The organism is Streptomyces sp. NPDC127038 (assembly GCF_042725875.1).
Classification (GTDB): domain Bacteria; phylum Actinomycetota; class Actinomycetes; order Streptomycetales; family Streptomycetaceae; genus Streptomyces.
In genome coordinates, this window is the sequence record NZ_JBHXDQ010000018.1 from 14,008 (window position 1) to 33,056 (window position 19,049).

Here is a 19,049-nt window from a genome sequence, read left to right on the forward strand (position 1 = left end):
AGGTTCTTCCCCGGCGGTTCAGCGCCCCGGGGAGAACCTGTGTCCCAGGCGCGCGAGACCTTCCGGGCTGCGCAGGGCGGCGAGGACGTCCTGCGAGTGACGCTCCGCCCGCAGCTCCACCCGTGCCGCCTCCACCTCGGCGAGCCCGCGCTCGTACTCCAGCTTCGCCTGGAGGAAGTGCCCGCCCAGGGGAACCTTCTTCTCCAGCGCCGTGAACACGGCGGCCGTGATCAGCGCGACCAGGCCCGTCACCGCGAGAAGGACCACGTCGAGGAGCGTGTAGAAGCTGTTCGCGTGATGCAGACGGTGACCCAGGTACGTGTCCCACTGATACCCGACGATCCACACATAGGCCGCGGACCACATCGTGCCCCACCAGAGCGTGCCGGGGGTGTCGTCCGCCCACCAGGACGCCGCACCGGCCTTCCCGTGGAGGAGCGTGAACGGCGCCGGCCGGTACGCGCTGCCGCCCTGCCATCCCCGTTTCACGGCGGCCCAGAACCCGGGCAGGGCCAGGACGGCGGTCTCGTACAGCAGGGCCCGGTCCGTTCCGGCGGTCACGTCGGAGGTTCCCCAGACGAGTTCGCACGGGACGACGAACACGACCGCCACGCAGACGAGATGGCACAGTCCCGCGAGCGCGGCGAACGAGAGCCGGGCGGCGCCTCTGAGCCGGTGCCGTTCGGTGGCGTCCCACGCCTCCTTCAGGCGGAGGTCCTCGGCGGCGAGCGTCTTCATCCGCGAGTCGTAGCGCTCGGTCCGGTCCTGGAGCGCGCGGCTCTCGCGCTGTTCGCTCTCCAGCAGGAGGGCCGCCGACCGCTTCTCCGCCTGCTCCCGCTCGAACTCCGGGCCGCAGTGGACACGGACCGCTTCCTCGTACCGCACCGAGGGGTCGGCCGACCGGCAGGCGCGGTACAGCTCTCCGAACCACGTGTCGTCGCCCTCGGGCGAGGCATACGAGCCGCCGAGAGCGCCGAGCTCCTTCGCCGACACCTCTCCCGGAAGGGAGCAGAGCAGCAGAAGCAGGTTCAGCGACGGGTCGGGTGACCGGGCCGCTGTGGAGACGGCCCCTGGCACGCCGGGGGTCGTCTCCACCGCGCGGCGCCAGCCTCGTACCGACGTCCTCCAGTTCTGTTGCAGCTGGCGCAGAGCCGGGAATTCGCCGAGCGCACGGACGACCTCGCCGCCGAGCATCGTGACCAGGCGCCGCTGCGCGTCCGGTCCCTTGCGGTACGCCGCCGCGCACATCCCGGCCAGCCTGTCGGGGCCGATCGCGTCACCGCGCAGGACCGGCGCGCCCGCGGGATCGAGCCACAGCAGCAGCCGCAGCAGTTTGACGTCCGCCGAGTAGTCCCGGTGCAGCCACTCGTCGATCAGGGTGGTGCGCTGCTCACGTTCGCGTATGCCGAGGCCGTCGATCCCCCTGATCCACTCCAGGAGCCCCCGCCACCGTTCCGACGGCGCCTCGCGGGTTCCCATGTCGCCGAACAGGCGCTGCGCCGCCTGCCTGTCCTTGCGGATGGCGGCGGCCAGGCTCGACCGGGTGGTGTGCCGTTCGCCCGCGTACTCGAACCCGGGCACCTGGGCGGGTCGGTCCGCCCCGCTGCCACCGCCCTTGACGACGGTCGCGGCGGCGGGGACGCGCACGGTGTCCGGCTTCGCCCGCCGGACCGGTACGTCCTTGCCGTCCAGCCACTCCAGCACCTGCTTGCCGGCCCAGCGAAGCGCGGGGTCCTTGTGCAGCAGCCCCGCGCACAGCCGCTGGAGCCGCTCACCGGGGACCTGATCGAGCGCTACGTTCCCGGTCTCCAGGGTGGCCATGATCTCGGACTCGCTCCGGCCGGCGAACGGGGTCGCGCCGGTCGCGGCCTGACGCACGATCATCCCGAGGGACCACCAGTCGTGCGCCGAGGAGACCGTGCCCCGCAGCAGAGCTTCCGGGGGCGCGTAGGCGACGGTGGCGGAATTGGTCCGCATCACCGTGGAGGGGTCCCTGCTGATGCCGAAGTCCGCGATGACCAGACCGCTCTCGGCCTCCGTGCCGCGATAGAGCAGGTTGGCGGGCTTCAGGTCGCGGTGGACGACGCCCGCCTCGTGCAGACAGTTCAGACCTCCGGCCAACTGCCGTGCCATCGCGACCGTCTGATGCTCCGTCATCGGTGTTCCGAGACGGTCCAGGAGACTGCCGCCGGCGAGGTACTCCAGGACCTCGTAGTCCCGTCCGTCGCCGGCCGTGCCACGGTCCTCGACCCGGACCACCGCCGCGTGCCGAAGTCGCTCCAGCCGGTCCCAGATGTGCCGGTCGGCGCGTATGCCGTGCCGGTAGAGCTTCACCGCGAAGCTCTTCCCGTCCGTCCCGTGCACGCGGAACACGTCGGCCTCGCCGCCGTGCCCCACCTCCTCGGCACCGCCCGGGTACCGGCTCGCCAGCGGCTCCGGCAGCACCGCCCCGGCCGGACCGCCCTGTCCCTTCGACGCCATGATCAGACCCCCTCCTTCACCGCGACCACGATGGTCACGTCACCGGCCAACGCGAACCGTCCGCCCGCCTCCAGGCGCACCCACTCCCGAGGGGGCACCCGCCGCTCCTCCAGCGTCGTTCCGTTGGTGGAGTCCGCGTCCTGGAGCCACAGTTGTCCGCCCGCGTCCATGCGGACGCTCGCGTGCAGCCGCGAGACATGGACATACGGATCGAACAGATGCGACACATGGCTGTCGGCGACGTCCCTGCCGAGCTCCACCGTCTGGCCCGCGGCCACGGTCACCGCGCCCGAGGGCAGCAGGAGTTCGGCCCGGCTCGGTGCCGGCGGCGGGACGCGCCGTGTGGGGGGTGCCGGCGGACGGGCCGTGGGGTCCGTCCGCCGACGCGCCTCCTGCGGGGCGCTCAGTCCGAAGGGGGTGAAGCACCCCCGGCACACATGTTGTCCAGCGCTTGCCGCGACTGCCCCGCACGGGCACCGGCGCATCCGTCCCTCCAACATTCCGCCCCAGCTCAGGGGGCGTTTGGGCGAAATCCAGCCACCCCGGAGTGGCAAGATCCTAAAGGATGCCGACGGGGAGATCACCGCCGTACGGTCCCGGGCCGACGGGGTGTCAGGGTGCGGGCCCCCGGCTTTACAAGATCGTTACCGGTTGTCGTGTTCACAAGATCCACACGCCGTGGACTAATCTTCATCACACGATCCGTGGGGGATGCAAGTATCGCGCTGCGCCGGGTCGATGACGCAAGTGTTGTGAACGGGAAAGAGAATCCGTGATGTTCAGCTGTATCCATGGCAAGTCGAGCGGGCACTGCCTCATCTGCGCGACGAACGAAGCGACCATGGCGTCGAATGAAGCGGCCATCGCGTCGAACGAGGCCGCCGCGGCCACGAACGCCGCCGCCATGGAGGCGAACCTCAACGCCGAGCGGATGCGGAACGAACTCCAGCAGGTGCGGCAGGAGATGCAGACCGCCGCCGACTATCAGCGTCGGCTGTCGGAGAAGCAGCTCGAACTGAACATGACCGCGCACTGGGAAGCGCACCTGACCCGAGAGGCCATCTCGCAGGGTCTGGACCCGGCCACGGTCGTGCGTGCGGCGAGAGAGCGGGAACAGCAGGCTGTCGCGACGGCGACGGACTCGCTGGAGGAGGCCAAGAAGCGCCTGCTCGGAGCGGGAGTTGTCCGTGACAGAGTGTCCATCGGCTATGTTTCGGGGCGTGTCGCGGCACTGATCCGGATCGTCTTCGCGTTCTTCCTCGTGATCGGCGGAATCACCAGCGATCCGCTCGGTGTGCTGTTGGCAGTTGTTCTCGGCTCCGCGGCCGGCGCCGGCTGGATCTACCGCAAGCGCGCCGACATGGAGGACACCGCCCGCATTCTGGGAGTTCCCCTTCCCCCGCCGCTCTGGGGCATGGCCGGAGCGGCCGCCACCGGGGTCGTCTGGCTGTCCGTGTTCGCCGTCGGAAGTACCGAGGACTCACTCACCACGGGCCTCACCGCCTGCATTCTCTATCTTCCGATCACCTACGCCATCAGGGCACAGGTCAAGAAGCAGAACCCCTTCGTGGCAGCGGCCGACAAGCGGGTCAGCGACGCGGCGACCGCGATGGGCTTCGCCGAGGACGACCTGGCCTTCGCCACCCGCCACCCCGCGGTGAAGTACGGCCTGGTCACCGGGGTCGGCCAGTCCTGACGCCGGTCACCGGCCTCAGTCGGTCCTGGCCAGGAAGACGCGGGACCGGGCGGATCATCGGGGCTCCCCATGACACCGCCCGTTCCCGGCGCGATGGTCAGTGCACCTGGTTCCCGCAGTCGGCCGGGAAGATCACGGTTCCCGGAGCGCAGACGTTCTCATCGGCTGCGCCCTCGATGCGCACCATCGCCTCTTCGCCCGGGCCCTGGACGGGGTACTCGGGTGCCACCGAAGCGAGTTGAGTGATCACTCCGTCCATGTGCGCTTCTCCGGCCGCCCCGGGCGCCGGGATGGTCCCATCCAGGTACCCGAAGGCGATCACGTCACCCGAGTCCACGAAGACGTCGGTGGTCCGGAACCGCCAGTGACGGTCGCACTCCTCCAGCATCAGCCGCCCTGGCTTGCCGAGCGCGAGGACGGTATCGCTTCGCGCACGGACCAGGCGTGCGATCGCACAGCACAGCGGGGGAGCCGACCCGTCGGCCGCGGGGACGCGGTTGAACTCCGGGAACGGGGCCGAGTTCAGCATGCCGGAGAGCAGGCCCCGTGCGGCATCTCGTGCGGGGCGGTAGTCCCGTTCGAGCACGGCCAGCAGAAACGGGGCGGCGGTGACCGCCGCGGGGAAGACGGCGCCCATGTGCTCCCACAGGATCGCACTGCTGCCGAGTGATGACGCCGCGTCGGCGACGGCGGGGACGCTCGTCGCGGTGGCGAGGTCCTGAAGTCCTCGGGCCGGACTGCGAAGCTCGTACCATTCGGGCACGCTGCGACCGACCTGGGGTATGCGGAGTCGCGGCGTCGGTATCGCTGACCAGTCCACCGAGTTGATCTCGTCTGCCGGCATGGGCTGATGATGGCAGTCAGGTGGGGGACCGGGCTGCCGGAATGCCGGCGCGTCGGCCGTGCCGATGTTCCCGGTCCACCGCCCGGCCGGCCGACGTCCTTCATGGGCCCTGGTGGGAGGATGTGGGCTCGGGGGGCGTGGTGAGCTGTTGTTCCGCCAGCGCGCCGGCGACGACCGTGACGTACGCCGTCGCCGCGGCGACCAGCACGGTTCCGAGCGGAACGGTGATCGACCCCAGGCGCCGGAAGTTCCTCAACTGGGACCACCTGACGGCCGCGGCACGGGCGAGCTGCCACTCCCAGAGCAGACCGAGACCCATGCAGATCACAAAGCTCTGCCCGGTCACCCCGGCCGCCCCGATCGCGAAGTCGGTCCAGGACGGATCCTGTGTGTACTGCGGATCAAGGGTCACCGTGGCCGTGGGGAACAACTCGATCGGCAGGACGCACCCGAAGAGCACCAGGGCCTTGACGACGGGGTCACCGCCCTTGATCCAGGTGTAGAAGTAGCCGAAGACGAAGCCGTAGACGGCCCAGTGGCCGAAGCGCACGAGCTCCGCGCCCACTTCCAAGGGCGCGGGCATGAACAAGTCCCTCCCCAGTGTCTGCCCGGTCGCCAGCTTGTAGACCGCCCAAGGCAGCGCCAGCACCTGGGCCGCCACCGCCGCGGCCAGGCCCGAGGCGGTGGGTGTGGCACCCGCACCGGAGCCGAGAGCGGAGCGCTTCAGCCGGGCGAGGGCGGTTGCCTGGTCAGGTGCCGATCCCGGAACGTCGAACTGCCTCCAGCGGGACGAGAACTCGGCGACGGTGACGGTGCCTTCGGCCATGGCCTCACGTGTGGTGCGCTGGAGGTCACCGCGCGCGTCCCAGGCCTGCCGGTAGGAGATCCACCGGTGGATCAGCCGGGTGTGGGCGCCCCGTGACACCCGGCGCAGCGACCGCCCGTCGGTCTCGGCGTCCGCGGAGACGAGCAGCCGCCAGCTCACCGCGGCCCAGAACACCGCGAGCGCCGAACCCCAGGCCGTGAAGGTGCGCAGGCTCGGATTGCCCATGTCGTTCGCCGCCGCCCAGACCATCAACGCCATGCCGCACGGGCCGACCGCGGCAGCACGGGACCTGCCGTCGCGGCCCACGCGCAGCAGATAGCCGACCGCCAGCGCGGCGAGACAGGCCCCCACGGTGAAATAGGGCAGACCCCAGTAGCCGGTCAGTTGCGGCCAGGGCAGGAGGTCGAGGGCCGTGAGCCGACTGCCGGACAGCACGCCCGTCGACGGCCACATGAGCAGCCACACCAGAACGAACACGGCGCCGAGTACGAGCTTGTCGAGGCGTCGGCCGGCGGCCAACGGCAGCAGTGAGGTGATCCAGGCCGCCGCCGGCCAGGAGACGGCGACGAGGGCGGTGTGGGTGCTCCCGTTGTCGTAGTAACTGTTCTGACCGAACAGCGGCGATCTGCTCAGTTCCACCAGGCACACGGTCATGAAGAAGAGGCCCAGGGCGGGTCCGGCCCATCTGCGCACGACGCCGGTCGCCGGGATCAGACGGACAATGGCGTAGGCGGTCAACGACGCCACGAGGGATTCAAGCACGACGGCGAAGGTGCTGCGGGTCATGACCAGGCTGTCGCCGAACAGGAGGAGAAGGGCCAGAAGCGGGGCGGCGCAGCTCGCCGAGACGATCCAGACCGAAGGAGGCCGGCCGGTGGCCAGTCTGCGGCTGAACCACCATCCCAGGACGGGCACCAGGTACCACAGCCAGAGTGCCAGTACCGGTCCCGGCGACCACAGTTGCTCGGGGGCCGGGTAGTGGCTGGGTCCTGCGATGCTCCCGGTGATGTTGCCGTGGACGATGAAGGTCCCGGACTGACCGGTGACTCTCACATAGGTGGTCCAGAACCAGCGGGCCGGGGACGCGACCAGCAGCCAGGTGACGGCGGTTAGCGCCCAGGATGCCCTCAGCCAGCGCCGACGTACCCTCTCGGGCGTCACGCGTGCCACGAACATCGCGACGCACATGGTCAAGCCGGCCGAGGAGAGAACCAGTGCGGCGACCAACTCGTCACGCCGTTGGTGCCGTTCGGTCGACGGCAGGGTTGTGCGCACGGTTCGGTCGATCGTGACCCGCAGACCGGAGTTGTGCGAAGTGACTCGCCAGGAAAGAGAGTTCGGGAACTGGCTCGTCAAAGGTCCCGTCACGCTTTCGACTTGCCACCGAGGAAAGGAGAGCCGCACGGTCCAGTCTTTGGCCAGCCCCGAGGCGTTGCTGCCGGACAACGATGCCCGGTCGAGGGTGAACGTCAGTGTCTGATGGCCGGACACCCTCGCCAGGTAGAAGGTCAGGCCGTACTTCAGCCGGGCGTTCCCGGCTGCCTTCGCCTGCGTCACCGTCTGCGGGTGGACGGTCCAGCGCAGACCCGGAAGCGTTCCGTCGCGGTTGAACTTCGCCGGGCATCCTCCGGCCGCCTGACCGCCGCGCAGTCGCGCGAGGGCCGGTGAGCGGGCCGGAAGCACCACGTCGACATCGCAGACCACCGTCACTTCCTGCCGCTCGGTATCCCAGCCGACCTTGACGGTGATCGCGGCCGGGCTCTCGCCGTTCGCGGTCTGCGCCTGCGCTCGCCCTGGCTCGTAGCAGCCGAGCAGGGCGGCGAGCCCGCCCAGGACGACGGCCGCACGCGCAGCCCACCACCGCACCGCACCCCACGTTCGCACCGAGCCCCCCGTTCCCGCCCGCATCCCGTGCCACGCACGCCACCCCGCGTGCGTCCCGCACCCCGCGGCTTCCCGGCACGGGAACGTGCGAAGCCGTCGTGTACATGATTGTGGCCGAATCGATGCGCCTCATCGGCGCTTCGGGGGACGTCGGGCTCGACTCGGCGCGGACCGTCCGCCTTGAGCGTTCAGGCGCGACAAGGGATGTCACTCGATCGGACTACGTGATTCCACGCTGTGACATGCGGCGTCCTCCATTCGGGTGCACGCTGATGGGGAACCGATGTCCGCACCACCGACTCCGGATCATTGCTTTACAGGGAGGTGTCGTGACCATCCTGATAGCCCTGCTCGTTCCGGTGGCCCTGCTCCTCATGGTGTTCGCACTGGACCTCTTGGAGGCCGTCCTGTTCCCTCCGCCGCCGCCAACGCCGGAGGAACCGCCCGCCGACGAAGAGCCGGTGCTCGAAACATCGGGTGACCACTGACCCTTGCTGACGGGGGACGCGCGGCCCTCGTCCCCTCGTCACAGGCTCCCGTCACCGCGGGAGCCTGTGATGTTCGACCCTGTGATGTCAGACCCCTGTGACAGGGTGAATCCCGGTCGATGATTCGTTCGGGAGGAATCCCGGAGCCCCAGGGAGCAGCACGTGAACACCCCCGACACCACCCCGCCCGGGCGCGGTCCGGCACGGCGGCCCACGCGGCAGCCCTCGGACCTCGGCAGGATCACGGCCTGGTGGCGGGAACTCGGCGGCGACGGCTTCCTGGTGCTGCCGCCGCCCAGGCGAGCCCGCTACACCCAGTCGGACGGCCACGGCGACGCCGCCGAGCTCGTCGAGGCCCGCGGGCTCACCGGCCCCGTCTCCTTCGCGTACTGGCACTGGCAGTCCCACGCGCACGCCTTCGACCGCTCCGGCGCACTGAACGGCGAACTGCTGCTGCACTGGGGCGGTGACCACGCCACCGTCGCCGCCGGGCTGGCGCAGGCGCCGGCCGGATTCCGGATCGTCGACGGCGGACCCAAGGCGGCCTTCGTACTGGACCGGGTCACCCACCGGGACGAGGCGGGCCTGCCCGACCCCACGGACCCTGACGGCGTGCGCCAGTTCCTCAAGGAGCTCGACGAGCCCCTGGACCGCGGTGCCTCCACCCCGCGGTACCGGCCCCTGACACCGGCCGAGGCCGGGTGGCTCCACGACCGGCTGCGCGAGCCGCTCGACCTCGCCGCCGCCACCCCGTTCGTGGGCTCCCTGGAGCGGCGCGACGAACTCACACCCGAGGAGACGGAACGGCTGCTGCGTGCCTGGCGGCTGGAGCACGCGGGGCAGCTCATGGCATGGAGTGCCTGGCGGTCGCTGCTCCACGCGCTGCTGCGCCAGGGCCATGAGGAGACCTGGGAGCTCGTCGAGCAGCTCGGCTCCCTGGCGTCCATGATCGTGCAACAAGTCCCGTCCGAGCGGGGCCTGATGACCGTGCGGGGACTCGCCCTCGCAGGCGACCCGGGATCGGTCGGCGCCTGGCTGTCGTTGCACCGTTCGCTCCACGAACCCGACGTGGTACGGGCCGCGGTCGTCCTCGCGGCGGAACTGACCGCGTCCGAGGCCCCGGAGACCTCACTGACCCGCCTGTACGACGCGATGGTCGGGGGTGCCACCGCCGACTGGCGCCGGGAGACGGGCGCGGACCACCGGGCGGGCCGGTCCTACGCCGCCCTCGCGGCGGTCCGCTTCGCCACCGACGAACGGCTGCCGGACGCCCTGCGCGTGCTCGCGGCGAGCGCCGCCCGCGACCAGGCCGATCTCGTACGCGAGGAGGCGCTCCGGGCGGACGGCTCCGTGCTCGTCGGCGTCGACACCGCAGAGGCACTCGCGGCCGTGGACCGCTACGAGGCCGCCCGGGACCGGATCCTGTCCGGAACGGGCCCCGATCTCACCGCCTCCGAAACGGTGTTGGGCGGGGTGTGGCACCGCTACCGGACGCTCACCGACGCCGATGCCCGGTGGTTGCGGGAGCGGGTGGCCGACCCGGACACCGGCCTGCAAGGACTCGGCTTCTGCCTCGAACTCCTCCTCGCCCATGGCTCGGCCACGGAGGCCGAGGTCGACGCGCTGTTCCCGCGGCGGCTGAAGGACCTCACCAAGGCGTACCGGACGACGTACACGGAATGGCGCCACCCGCTCGTCACGGCGACCTGTCTCGCCCTCGACCTAGGCCACCCGGTCGCGGGAAAGCTGGTCGACTGGTGGAACCGGGCCCGGCCGGTCTGGAAGAACGAGCTGCGGCTCCTCACCCATCTCGGCGCCCCCGACGAGGCCAAGGCCGCCGAGCTGTGGCGGTTCGTCACCTCGCCCGGCCACGACGTGGGCCAGCTGATGACCTGGGTGCTCGTCCGTGCCCGCCTCGACGGGGAACACCCGCTCCTGGTGGCCGACCGTCTGATCGGCACCCCGGGCATCGCCGAGCACGTCCTGCGCCGGGTGCTGATCGGCGTGGCCGACCCCGCACAGCCGCTGTGGCACTACGCCGTCGATTCCCGCACCCGGAGTTGGTGGCAGCGCGCCCTTGAGGTCGCCGAGCACCCCGGCCTCTCACCGGAGGCCCGGGCCATCGGCCTGCGCACCGCCCGCGAACACTGCTTGATCCGGTATCCGGACCAGGTGAGACCCGCGCCGACGGAGGCCGAACGCGCTGAGGCCCAGGCCTGGATCGACCGGCACGCGGACCTTCCGGGGCACATACGGCCCTGAACCCGGGCGAGTTCAGGGCGACCAGACATACGGTGTCGTCGTGGTGATCGCGCGCAGGCCGAGGCGGCTGAGGGTGGGGGCGCTGTCGGTCGACGCGTCGACATACAGGTAGGGGACACCTCGGGCGGAGGCCAGCCGTGCGCGGTGGGCGACCATGGCCCGGTAGATGCCTTGTCCGCGCCATTCCTCGAGCGTCGAGCCGCCCCAGAGCCCGGCGAAGTCCGCGCCGTCCTTGAACACCAGCCAGGCCGCGCAGACGACCTCGCCGCCGGCCTCCGCGACGAGGGCGACGGTGTTCTCCGGTGCGCTTTCGATCCGGGCGGTCAGGTCGTCGGCGATCCAGCTCCAGTCCTCGTCCCAGACCTCGCTCTCCAGGGCGGCGATCCGCTCGAGGTCCCGCCTCGCAGTGACACGGCGGAGCGTCACAGCGTCGGGCAGGACGGGTTCGCCGGCGAGATCCGCCGACCTCCCCACGAGCACGGTCTCGCTGTCCTCGGCGACGAAGCCCGCCGCGGTGAGACGGTCGGTGAGGTCGGCGGGGAGATCGTGGGCGCGGGTCTTCCACTCGACCGCCTCGCCCCGGGCGGCGTAGAAGTCGCGTTGCCGCGCGATGAGCCGGTCGAGGTCGGCCCCGTGGACACCCAGGTCGCGCGGGCCCGAGACGAAGCCGCGGTGCCATCCGACGACACGGGTCAGGGGGCCGTCCCGCTCCACACGGGCGCCGCCACCGGGCGGGGTGACACCGCGGAGCTGCGCGTCGTACGCGGCACGGAGTTCGTCGATCGATTCATCGTTCACGTGGTCACCGTACGAGGCCCTGCGCGGAGTCCGGAAAGCATTTTCGGCCCCCCTGAAAGCCGCGTCCCGGGTACTGGCACACTGGCCGCCATCAGGCCCGCCGCGGCCTTCCTACCAGGCAAGGAACCCTGTTGAGATCTGCCCTGGCGGTGGCGTGTGCCGTCGTTCTCCTCACGGCCTGCTCCGCGCGGGAGCAGACCTCGCTCGATGCCGCCGCGGCCCGGCAGCCGTCCCCGTCGCGTTCGGCCCCGCCCCGGTGCCAGGCGGACGGCTATGTCTGGCAGTCAGTGGGACAGCGGTCCGTCCTGGTGGGACTCTCCGACGCCGAGGAGATCCGGATTCCGGCGCACGGCTCGGCGCGGCCGCCCGTGCCGAGACTGATCCGCCCGATGTCGGCCCGGATCTCCCGCGCGGCGGTCGAGGCCGGTGTGCGGCCCGCGGACGCGCTGGCGTCGCTGGAGTGGAAGATGTCGGTCTCCCTGGTACCGGTGGGGACCCGACTTACGCTCGCGGAGCCGGGCGTTCACGAGACCTCGACGATGGTCAACGACTCGGACACCGCCCGCCGAGGCCGGTTCGTCGAGGCGGTGGGCGTCCGGCTGGTGACGGCGAAGTTCTCGGCGAGGTGCAAGGCCGGCACCGTTCGGGGGACCGTCACGACCTGGATGAACGGCCGGAGCTCCGAGAGCCTGCGGTGCGGGCTCCGGAAGGGGCTCCCCGCTCTCGGCCGGGAGGCGGAACGCAGAGCGTGCGGCACACCCGCGCCGTCCTCGGTGCCGGAAGGCGGAGCCGACCGGAATTGAACCGGCGTCCTCGCGATTGTGGAGACCGCGCGCGACGACCTCTGCGCTACGGCCCCGCCCCTCCACCATCGTAGGCACTGCGCCCGGATCGGCCCAGTGCGCGCACCGGGGCGATGACCTACCCCGCGCTCGGGTGGCTGGTCGAACCCGCCGACCGAGCGGCCTGCGGCTGTCCGTTCACGGACCGATGGTGACGAACAGGGTTCCGACCAGGGCCGATACGAGGATCTCGTAGCCGAGGGCGACGCAGACCAGGGTCAGCACCACCTTCTGCCACAGACGCGGCCCGGTGTAGGGGAGGAGCTCCGGCTCGTCCGGACCCGGGTCAGAGGGCTGGTCCGAGGACTGGAGCGCGGCCGCGGCGGTCGGGCTCGCGTCGGTCCGTGCGTAGATGTGCCACCAGTGACGGAGCGTCTGGACGTCCGCTTCGAACTCCGGATCCCACAGCACGCGTCCGACCCGAGGCACCGGCAACGGCGTCCGGGCGCCGTTCGTCTCGACGACGACCACCCTGCGCCCGCCGCCGTGGGGCTCGACGACGATCCCTTGGACGTCGTCCCACGGAACGGCCCTGGGCCGCAGCCCCCGTACGGTCAGCTGGTCCGCGGTGAGGACGACACCTCTGCCGAAGCCGAGGAAGCCCGCGCCCAGCAGCAGTGAGATCGCGACGAGGACGCCGAGGACGCGGCTGAGCACCGTCGGCTGATCGGCGCCACCTCCGGCGTATCCCGCCAGCACGGCATCGGCCGCGACCAGGACGAGCAGCAGGATCCCGGGCCCCGAGCGGTTCAACGAGGGCCGCATGCGCAGGCGTTCCGGGAGTCGCTGGTAGGCGTTCTCCCCGGCGTCGGGTTCATCGGCCCTGTCCGTGCCCTGGGCCGTGCCGCCGTTGGCGAGCCACCAGCTCCGGATGGTCGCGGCCTTCTCGTCGAACCGGGGGTCGCGGGACAGGAAGGCGGAGCTCGGCATGCGCAGCGGTGTGCGGCGCCCGTCCCACTCGTAGAGCACCACCCGCCGCCCACCGGCTATCGGTTCGACCGCGACCTCGGCCACGTCCGTCCAGGGAATGGTCCGGCGGCGCATGTTGTGGACGACGGCCGCCTCGGGGGTCAGGCTGATCCCGAAGTGATGGCCCAGCATCCACAGTTCGACCGCGAGGACGATCGGCAGCCCGACGGCCAGGGCGCGCGACCCCAGCGGCACGCCCGGCATTCCTCCGTGGGCGTGTGCCGACATCGCGAGGTTCGACCACTGCGTCAGCGCCATGATGCCGAAGGCCACGCCCAGCGGCAGGATCTGCCGCCAGGAAGCCCGATAGCGGATTCGGCCGACCGATCCGGGTGATTCCGCCCCACCGTCGAGGACTTCCTCGTTCACAGCTGTCCCACCCTTGCCTAACGATCAATGGGGGGCATCATCCCTGGCCAGGCGCCGTTTACGCAATGGCCTCACAGGCCCCGGGACAGCACTCCGGGGACCCGGTGCGACCGTCCAGGGGGACGGCTGACACCACTCCGCCGCCGAGGCCTTCAGGGTGTCCGTTTCACCCGATCTGGGCGCGGTCCCGTGCCCGGGGGCAGGCCGGATCTCGATCATGCTGTCCGAATCCGGAGGGTTCCGGCTAAACCACGCGCGGAGCAAGATCGCTGTATCGAGGTAACTCGACCGGCTCGACGGGCAAGTCGGGCGCATCGGCCGATACGGTCCCCATGGATCCAGGCGAATTCCCCGCGTTTCGCCCATCCGCTGTCGCACCCGGTGGTCGGCGCCCACGCGCCGACCGACGCCCTCGCGAAGGAGACCTCGCTCGATGACCGTTGAGACCAGCCCGGAAGCAGGGCTGGAGCCGCGTCGGCAGACCAGCCTGGGCACCGCGGCCGCCCGCAACCTCGCCACCACGACCAAGTCCGCCCCGCAGATGCAGGAGATCACCTCGCGGTGGCTGCTCCGGATGCTCCCGTGGGTGGACATCGAGGGCGGCACCTATCGGGTGAACCGCCGCCTGAGCTACCACGTGGGCGACGGGCACATCGAGTTCGTCCAGGACGGCGCCGACATCCGGGTGATTCCCCGTCAGCTGTGTGAACTCGCCCTGCTGCGCGGCTTCGAGGACGCCGACGTGCTGACGGCGATCGCCGACCGTTGCGTCCGGCGCGACTTCCAGGCCGGCGAGGTGCTGGTCCACCGAGGCACCCCCGCCGAGCACATGCATCTGATCGCCCACGGCCGGATCGGCCAGACGTCCGTCGGGACGTACGGGGACGAGGCCACGGTCGCGGTCCTCGCCGACGGCGGCCACTTCGGTGAGAACGCCCTCGTGGACCCGGACGCCAGATGGGACTGCACGGCCACCGCCCGTACGGCGGGCACGGTACTGACGCTGTCCCGCTCCGACTTCGCCGCCGTGGTGTCCGCGGCCCCGGCCCTGCGCATGCACCTGGAACGCGCCGGCTCGCTCGCCCTCCGGGGGCAGAACCACCACGGCGAGGCCGAGATCGCCATGTCGGCCGGGCACAGCGGCGAGGCCCAGGTGCCGAGCGCGTTCGTCGACTACGAACTCCACCCGCGGGAGTACGAACTCTCCATCGCCCAGACGGTCCTGCGCGTCCACTCCAGGGTCACCGACCTCTACAACGGGCCGATGAACCAGACGGAGGAACAACTCCGGCTCACGGTCGAGGCGTTGCGTGAACGCCAGGAGCACGAGCTCATCAACAACCGCGAGTTCGGGCTGCTCCACAACGCCGCCTTCAAGCAGCGGATCCAGAGCCACTCCGGACCGCCCACACCGGACGACCTCGACAATCTGCTGTGCCGGCGCCGCGGCACCAAGTTCTTCCTCGCCCACCCCAGGACGATCGCGGCGATCGGCCGTGAGTTCAGCGCCTACAGCCTCTACCCGGAGACCGTGGAAGTCGACGGTCAGCAGGTCCTGGGCTGGCGCGGGGTCCCGATCCTGCCCTGCGACAAGATCCCGGTCAGCAGTGAGAACACCAGCTCCATCCTCGCCCTGAGGACCGGCGAGGACAACCAGGGTGTCATCGGCCTGCGTCAGACGGGCCTGGCGGACGAGTACGAGCCCGGGCTGTCGGTGCGCTTGATGGGCGTCAACGAGCAGGCGGTGCTCTCGTACCTGGTCACCACGTACTACTCCGCCGCGATCCTGCTGCCCGACGCCCTGGGCGTGCTGGAGAACGTCCAGATCGCCCGCAACCGCCACTAGGACGCGTCCGCAAAGTCTCGTCAACCCGGCGGACACGGCCCAGGGCCCGCCTGACAATTCCCGCCTGTCCCGGTCCCGGCCCGGCGAGGACCTCGTTCATTCCATCAAGGAGCCAAGGATGCCCGAGCCCGGGCCCACCTCTGTGCAGTCACGCCTGGCGGACGCCGTGGCCCTCGTGGCGGCCCGAACCCGCCTCACCCACCCCGAGCCCCACGGCGACACCGGCCCCGGCACCACCGGCGCCGAAGCCCTCGGCACCCTCGTCCCGCGGAACGGGGTGGAGAGCCCTGCCGCGGCCGATCCCGCGGCCCCTGTCCTGGAACGGCTGCTGCGCGGTCCCACCGGACTGGGCACCGCCGGCCTGTACCCCACGTGGGGCGAGGAACCCCCGCCCCTTCGGGAGGCCGAGCCGACGAGCGAGGGCACACCCGTCCCCGGCCTCTATCACCACCCGGTGGTGCCCCCGGACCCCGCCAGGGTCGAGGAGGTCAGCCGCCGGATCAAGCGCTGGGCGGTCGACGAGGTCCAGGCCTACCCGCCGGAGTGGGAGGACCAGTTCGACGGCTTCTCCGTCGGCCGATACATGGTGGCCTGCCATCCCGACGCCCCCACCGTCGACCACCTGATGGTCGCCGCCCGGCTGATGGTCGCGGAGAACGTGCTCGACGACTGCTACTGCGAGGACCACGGCGGTTCCCCGGTCGGGCTCGGCAGTCGGCTCCTGCTGGCGCACACCGCGCTCGACCCCGTACTCACGACCGCGGAGTACGAGCGGCCGTGGGCGGAGTCGCTCCAGTCGGACGCGCCCCGGCGCGCCTATCGCTCGGCCATGCGCCACTTCACGGAACGCGCCACCCCCGCGCAGGCCGACCGGTACCGGCACGACATGGCACGGCTGCACCTGGGGTACCTCGCGGAGGCCGCCTGGGCCGAGGCGGACCACGTGCCCGAGGTCTGGGAGTACCTGGCGATGCGCCAGTTCAACAACTTCCGCCCCTGCCCGACGATCACCGACACCGTCGGCGGCTACGAACTGCCCGCGGACGCGCACGCCCGGCCCGAGATGCAGCGGGTCATCGCGCTCGCGTCGAACGCCACCACCATCGTGAACGACCTCTACTCGTACACCAAGGAACTCGACAGCCCCGGCCGCCATCTCAATCTGCCCGTCGTGATCGCCGAACGCGAGGGCGCCACGGACCGGGACGCCTATCTGAAGGCCGTCGAGCTCCACAACGACCTCATGCACGCCTTCGAGTCCGAGGCCGCCGCGCTCGCGGCCGCCCTGCCCGTCCCGAGTGTGCTGCGCTTCCTGCGGGGCGTGGCCGTTTGGGTCGACGGAAACCACCACTGGCACCAGACGAACACCTACCGATACAGCCTGCCCGACTTTTGGTAAGGAACGGATCCCACCATGACCAGCACGGAACTCACCACCGCCACCACCGCGTTCATCCCCGGCCCGGCCTCGCCCTATCAGGAGGACATCGCCCGCTACTGGGACGGAGAGGCCAGGCCCGTCAACCTGCGCCTCGGTGACGTGGACGGGCTCTATCACCACCACTACGGCATCGGCGCCATCGACCACGCCGCTCTCGGCGACACCGGGGACGCCGGGTACGAGAGCAGGCTGGTCTCCGAACTCCACCGGCTGGAGTCGGCGCAGGCCGAGGTCCTCCTCGACCACCTCGGCCCCATCGGGCGGGACGACACGCTCCTGGACGCCGGCTGCGGCCGTGGCGGTTCGATGGTCATGGCCCACCAGCGGTTCGGGTGCGGTGTCGAGGGTGTCACCCTGTCCGCGAAGCAGGCGGAGTTCGCCAACCGCCGCGCGCTGGAGCTCGGCATCGAGGACCACGTCCGGGCCCGCGTGTGCAACATGCTCGACACCCCGCTCGACACCGGACAGGCCGCCGCCTCGTGGAACAACGAGTCGAGCATGTACGTCGACCTGGAGGACCTCTTCGCCGAGCACTCGCGCGTCCTGTCGGTCGGCGGGCGCTATGTGACCATCACCGGCTGCTGGAACCCGCGCTACGGCCAGCCGTCGAAGTGGGTCTCGCAGATCAACGCCCACTTCGAGTGCAACATCCACTCCCGCCGTGAGTACCTCCGCGCCATGGCGAACAACCGGCTGGTGCCGCAGGCCGTCATCGACCTGACGCCGGAGACGCTGCCCTACTGGGAGCTGCGTGCCACGTCCTCGCTGGTCACCGGCATCGAGACGGCGTTCATCAACTCGTACAAGGACGGTTCCTTCCAGTACCTCCTGATCGCGGCCGACCGGGTCTGACCGACCCGATGACAGGTCCGGGCACGTCATGGGACGTGCCCGGACCCAGCCGTGCGCCCGGCGTCGATCAGCCGGCGTCGATCAGCGCGCCACCTCGTGCCCGCTCACGGGTAGTACGGGGTGTACGTGATCGCGGAGACCTTGAGGTAGCGGGCCCCGTCGGCGGTCGCCCAGGTCGAGGAGTCTGGGTTGCCCGGCCAGTCACCGCCGACCGCGGTGTTGACGATGAAGTGCATGCCGACGCCGGGTGCCGTGGTGTACCACTTGGTCCCCTGGAAGGCGCCGTCCACCCAGAAGTCGATGTGGTCGGGCCACCAGCTGAACGAGTAGACGTGGAAGCTGTTGGTCCAGCCACCCGAGTTGTTCGCCGACCACTGGGTCTGCGCGTTCGCGGGGTCGTGGAAGGTCTGGTAGACGGTGCCGGGGTTGGATCCGACGATCTCGGCGGCGTCGATCTCGGGGAGCCAGGGGTTCAGATAGGCGGCCCACACCGCGGGGAGCAGCCCCTGCCCGCTGGGCATGTTCGCGGTGAAGCTGTAGGTGCCGTAGCCGTACAGGGCCTTCGACTCGACGCGGCCGGAGTAGTACACCTGGCCGCCCGCGTTGTAGGTCTTGATCATCAGGGTGTCACCGTCGTACCAGACACAGTCCGGCGTGTAGGTCTCCAACTCGTGGTTGGCCGTCCATCTGCCGCTGATGACGTTCCAGGAGTTGACGGTCTGGGGGGCGCCCCAGGAACTGGCGTGCGCGGGCTGTGGCGCCGCGAGCAGCAGCACGCAGGCGGCGAGCACGACGCCTATGAGCCACCTGTGTCGTACGGGAAGTGTCGTCATCGGAGCTCCATTGCTCGATGGGGGAGACGACGCGTGGGAGCGGTCCCACGCTTCCTTCGGAACGTAGGGGCTTGTTCAGAACCTGACAATAGAAGCGGCACGGTTTGCTGCTTGCGTTCCAGAGGTGAACGCGGCGCGGCGTGACCGGCGCGCGACGGGCCGGGAACCGCTCGGAGGGCGAGGACTCCGGTGGGATCCCCTCGTGGCGGACAGGGACCCCGCCACACGGACAGACCTCCGCTCATGGCCTCAAATCATGATCGAAGTCACCCCGGAGCCATAGTCATGAGTCCGCCTCGTGGGGTAAAAAAGACCTCGGGTGTTGTCCGTCTGAGGACGGCCCCGTTTCATGTAGCAGCCGGGGGGACCCTCGGCGATATCGAAGGACATCAGCATGGCCAGCGGCACCGTGAAGTGGTTCAACTCCGAGAAGGGCTTCGGTTTCATCGAGCAGGACGGTGGCGGCCCCGACGTCTTCGCCCACTACTCGAACATCTCCGGCAACGGCTACCGTGAGCTGGTTGAGGGCGAGACCGTCTCCTTCGACGTCACCCAGGGCCAGAAGGGCCCCCAGGCGGAGAACATCGTCCGCGGCTGACGCCAGATCGCAGCGGTGAG

The 19,049-nt window shown here is 70.4% G+C and carries 15 protein-coding genes and 1 tRNA gene; 8 read left to right on the forward strand and 8 right to left on the reverse strand.

Features of this window, described 5'->3' with window-relative positions:
- Window positions 1-18: 18 nt before the first annotated feature.
- Complete coding sequence (locus ACFWI4_RS15585; protein WP_387195809.1) at window positions 19-2,481, reverse strand: serine/threonine-protein kinase; 2,463 nt, start codon at window positions 2,479-2,481, stop codon at window positions 19-21.
- A gap of 2 nt (window positions 2,482-2,483) precedes the next feature.
- On the reverse strand, window positions 2,484-2,765 hold the full coding sequence (locus ACFWI4_RS15590) for an FHA domain-containing protein (protein WP_387195810.1): 282 nt from the start codon (window positions 2,763-2,765) through the stop codon (window positions 2,484-2,486).
- 557 nt (window positions 2,766-3,322) lie between these two features.
- Between ACFWI4_RS15590 and ACFWI4_RS15595 the strand changes: the two genes are divergently transcribed.
- Complete coding sequence (locus tag ACFWI4_RS15595; RefSeq protein ID WP_387195813.1) at window positions 3,323-4,177, forward strand: hypothetical protein; 855 nt, start codon at window positions 3,323-3,325, stop codon at window positions 4,175-4,177.
- 97 nt (window positions 4,178-4,274) lie between these two features.
- Here the strand turns inward: ACFWI4_RS15595 and ACFWI4_RS15600 are convergent, their stop codons facing one another.
- Both ACFWI4_RS15600 and ACFWI4_RS15605 read right to left on the reverse strand, forming a co-directional pair.
- Complete coding sequence (locus ACFWI4_RS15600) at window positions 4,275-5,021, reverse strand: hypothetical protein (RefSeq protein ID WP_387195816.1); 747 nt, start codon at window positions 5,019-5,021, stop codon at window positions 4,275-4,277.
- Between the two features lie 100 nt (window positions 5,022-5,121).
- Window positions 5,122-7,713, reverse strand: coding sequence for a hypothetical protein (locus ACFWI4_RS15605; RefSeq protein WP_387195819.1), 2,592 nt, complete (start codon window positions 7,711-7,713; stop codon window positions 5,122-5,124).
- A gap of 347 nt (window positions 7,714-8,060) precedes the next feature.
- On the opposite strand from ACFWI4_RS15605, the gene ACFWI4_RS15610 reads away from it, so the two are divergent.
- Together ACFWI4_RS15610 and ACFWI4_RS15615 are read left to right on the forward strand one after the other, a co-directional pair.
- A complete protein-coding gene (locus ACFWI4_RS15610) occupies window positions 8,061-8,219 on the forward strand; it encodes a hypothetical protein (protein ID WP_387195822.1) in 159 nt (52 codons plus the stop codon).
- Between the two features lie 162 nt (window positions 8,220-8,381).
- A complete protein-coding gene (locus ACFWI4_RS15615; RefSeq protein WP_387195825.1) occupies window positions 8,382-10,481 on the forward strand; it encodes a hypothetical protein in 2,100 nt (699 codons plus the stop codon).
- A 12-nt stretch (window positions 10,482-10,493) separates the two neighbouring features.
- Here the strand turns inward: ACFWI4_RS15615 and ACFWI4_RS15620 are convergent, their stop codons facing one another.
- Window positions 10,494-11,279 carry a GNAT family N-acetyltransferase gene (locus ACFWI4_RS15620; RefSeq protein ID WP_387195828.1) on the reverse strand — a complete coding sequence of 262 codons (786 nt, stop codon included), beginning with the start codon at window positions 11,277-11,279 and terminating at the stop codon, window positions 10,494-10,496.
- 131 nt (window positions 11,280-11,410) lie between these two features.
- Here ACFWI4_RS15620 and ACFWI4_RS15625 point away from each other — a divergent pair, with 131 nt between their 5' ends.
- Window positions 11,411-12,082 carry a hypothetical protein gene (locus ACFWI4_RS15625; RefSeq protein ID WP_387195830.1) on the forward strand — a complete coding sequence of 224 codons (672 nt, stop codon included), beginning with the start codon at window positions 11,411-11,413 and terminating at the stop codon, window positions 12,080-12,082.
- On the opposite strand, the gene ACFWI4_RS15630 is transcribed toward ACFWI4_RS15625, so the two are convergent.
- Together ACFWI4_RS15630 and ACFWI4_RS15635 are read right to left on the reverse strand one after the other, a co-directional pair.
- Window positions 12,064-12,138, reverse strand: a tRNA-Trp gene (locus tag ACFWI4_RS15630). The genes ACFWI4_RS15625 and ACFWI4_RS15630 overlap by 19 nt on opposite strands.
- Window positions 12,139-12,259: 121 nt before the next feature.
- Window positions 12,260-13,459: a hypothetical protein gene (locus ACFWI4_RS15635; RefSeq protein ID WP_387195833.1), complete on the reverse strand. Its 1,200-nt coding sequence runs from the start codon at window positions 13,457-13,459 to the stop codon at window positions 12,260-12,262.
- A 433-nt stretch (window positions 13,460-13,892) separates the two neighbouring features.
- Between ACFWI4_RS15635 and ACFWI4_RS15640 the strand changes: the two genes are divergently transcribed.
- The 3 genes from ACFWI4_RS15640 to ACFWI4_RS15650 all read left to right on the forward strand — a co-directional run bounded on the left by ACFWI4_RS15640 (window position 13,893) and on the right by ACFWI4_RS15650 (window position 17,598).
- Window positions 13,893-15,305 carry a family 2B encapsulin nanocompartment shell protein gene (locus tag ACFWI4_RS15640; RefSeq protein ID WP_387195835.1) on the forward strand — a complete coding sequence of 471 codons (1,413 nt, stop codon included), beginning with the start codon at window positions 13,893-13,895 and terminating at the stop codon, window positions 15,303-15,305.
- Between the two features lie 118 nt (window positions 15,306-15,423).
- Window positions 15,424-16,704, forward strand: coding sequence for a family 2 encapsulin nanocompartment cargo protein terpene cyclase (locus ACFWI4_RS15645; RefSeq protein ID WP_387195837.1), 1,281 nt, complete (start codon window positions 15,424-15,426; stop codon window positions 16,702-16,704).
- A 15-nt stretch (window positions 16,705-16,719) separates the two neighbouring features.
- Window positions 16,720-17,598 (forward strand): geranyl diphosphate 2-C-methyltransferase, encoded by an 879-nt coding sequence (locus tag ACFWI4_RS15650; RefSeq protein ID WP_385406209.1) that lies wholly within the window; start codon window positions 16,720-16,722, stop codon window positions 17,596-17,598.
- Window positions 17,599-17,702: 104 nt separating this feature from the next.
- Here ACFWI4_RS15650 and ACFWI4_RS15655 read toward each other — a convergent pair whose 3' ends face one another.
- Entirely contained in the window at window positions 17,703-18,431 is a 729-nt protein-coding gene (locus ACFWI4_RS15655) for a family 16 glycosylhydrolase (RefSeq protein ID WP_387195840.1), read from the reverse strand.
- A 394-nt stretch (window positions 18,432-18,825) separates the two neighbouring features.
- On the opposite strand from ACFWI4_RS15655, the gene ACFWI4_RS15660 reads away from it, so the two are divergent.
- Window positions 18,826-19,029, forward strand: coding sequence for a cold-shock protein (locus ACFWI4_RS15660; protein ID WP_339134274.1), 204 nt, complete (start codon window positions 18,826-18,828; stop codon window positions 19,027-19,029).
- Window positions 19,030-19,049 lie beyond the last annotated feature (20 nt).

Bases quoted from the DNA above. Each gene is read 5' to 3' on its own strand.
- ACFWI4_RS15600 (WP_387195816.1), bottom strand. From the start codon at position 5,021: ATGCCGGCAGACGAGATCAACTCGGTGGACTGGTCAGCGATACCGACG.
- ACFWI4_RS15595 (WP_387195813.1), top strand. From the start codon at position 3,323: ATGGCGTCGAATGAAGCGGCCATCGCGTCGAACGAGGCCGCCGCGGCC.
- ACFWI4_RS15655 (WP_387195840.1), bottom strand. From the start codon at position 18,431: ATGACGACACTTCCCGTACGACACAGGTGGCTCATAGGCGTCGTGCTC.
- ACFWI4_RS15660 (WP_339134274.1), top strand. From the start codon at position 18,826: ATGGCCAGCGGCACCGTGAAGTGGTTCAACTCCGAGAAGGGCTTCGGT.
- ACFWI4_RS15585 (WP_387195809.1), bottom strand. From the start codon at position 2,481: ATGGCGTCGAAGGGACAGGGCGGTCCGGCCGGGGCGGTGCTGCCGGAG.
- ACFWI4_RS15640 (WP_387195835.1), top strand. From the start codon at position 13,893: ATGACCGTTGAGACCAGCCCGGAAGCAGGGCTGGAGCCGCGTCGGCAG.
- ACFWI4_RS15650 (WP_385406209.1), top strand. From the start codon at position 16,720: ATGACCAGCACGGAACTCACCACCGCCACCACCGCGTTCATCCCCGGC.
- ACFWI4_RS15645 (WP_387195837.1), top strand. From the start codon at position 15,424: ATGCCCGAGCCCGGGCCCACCTCTGTGCAGTCACGCCTGGCGGACGCC.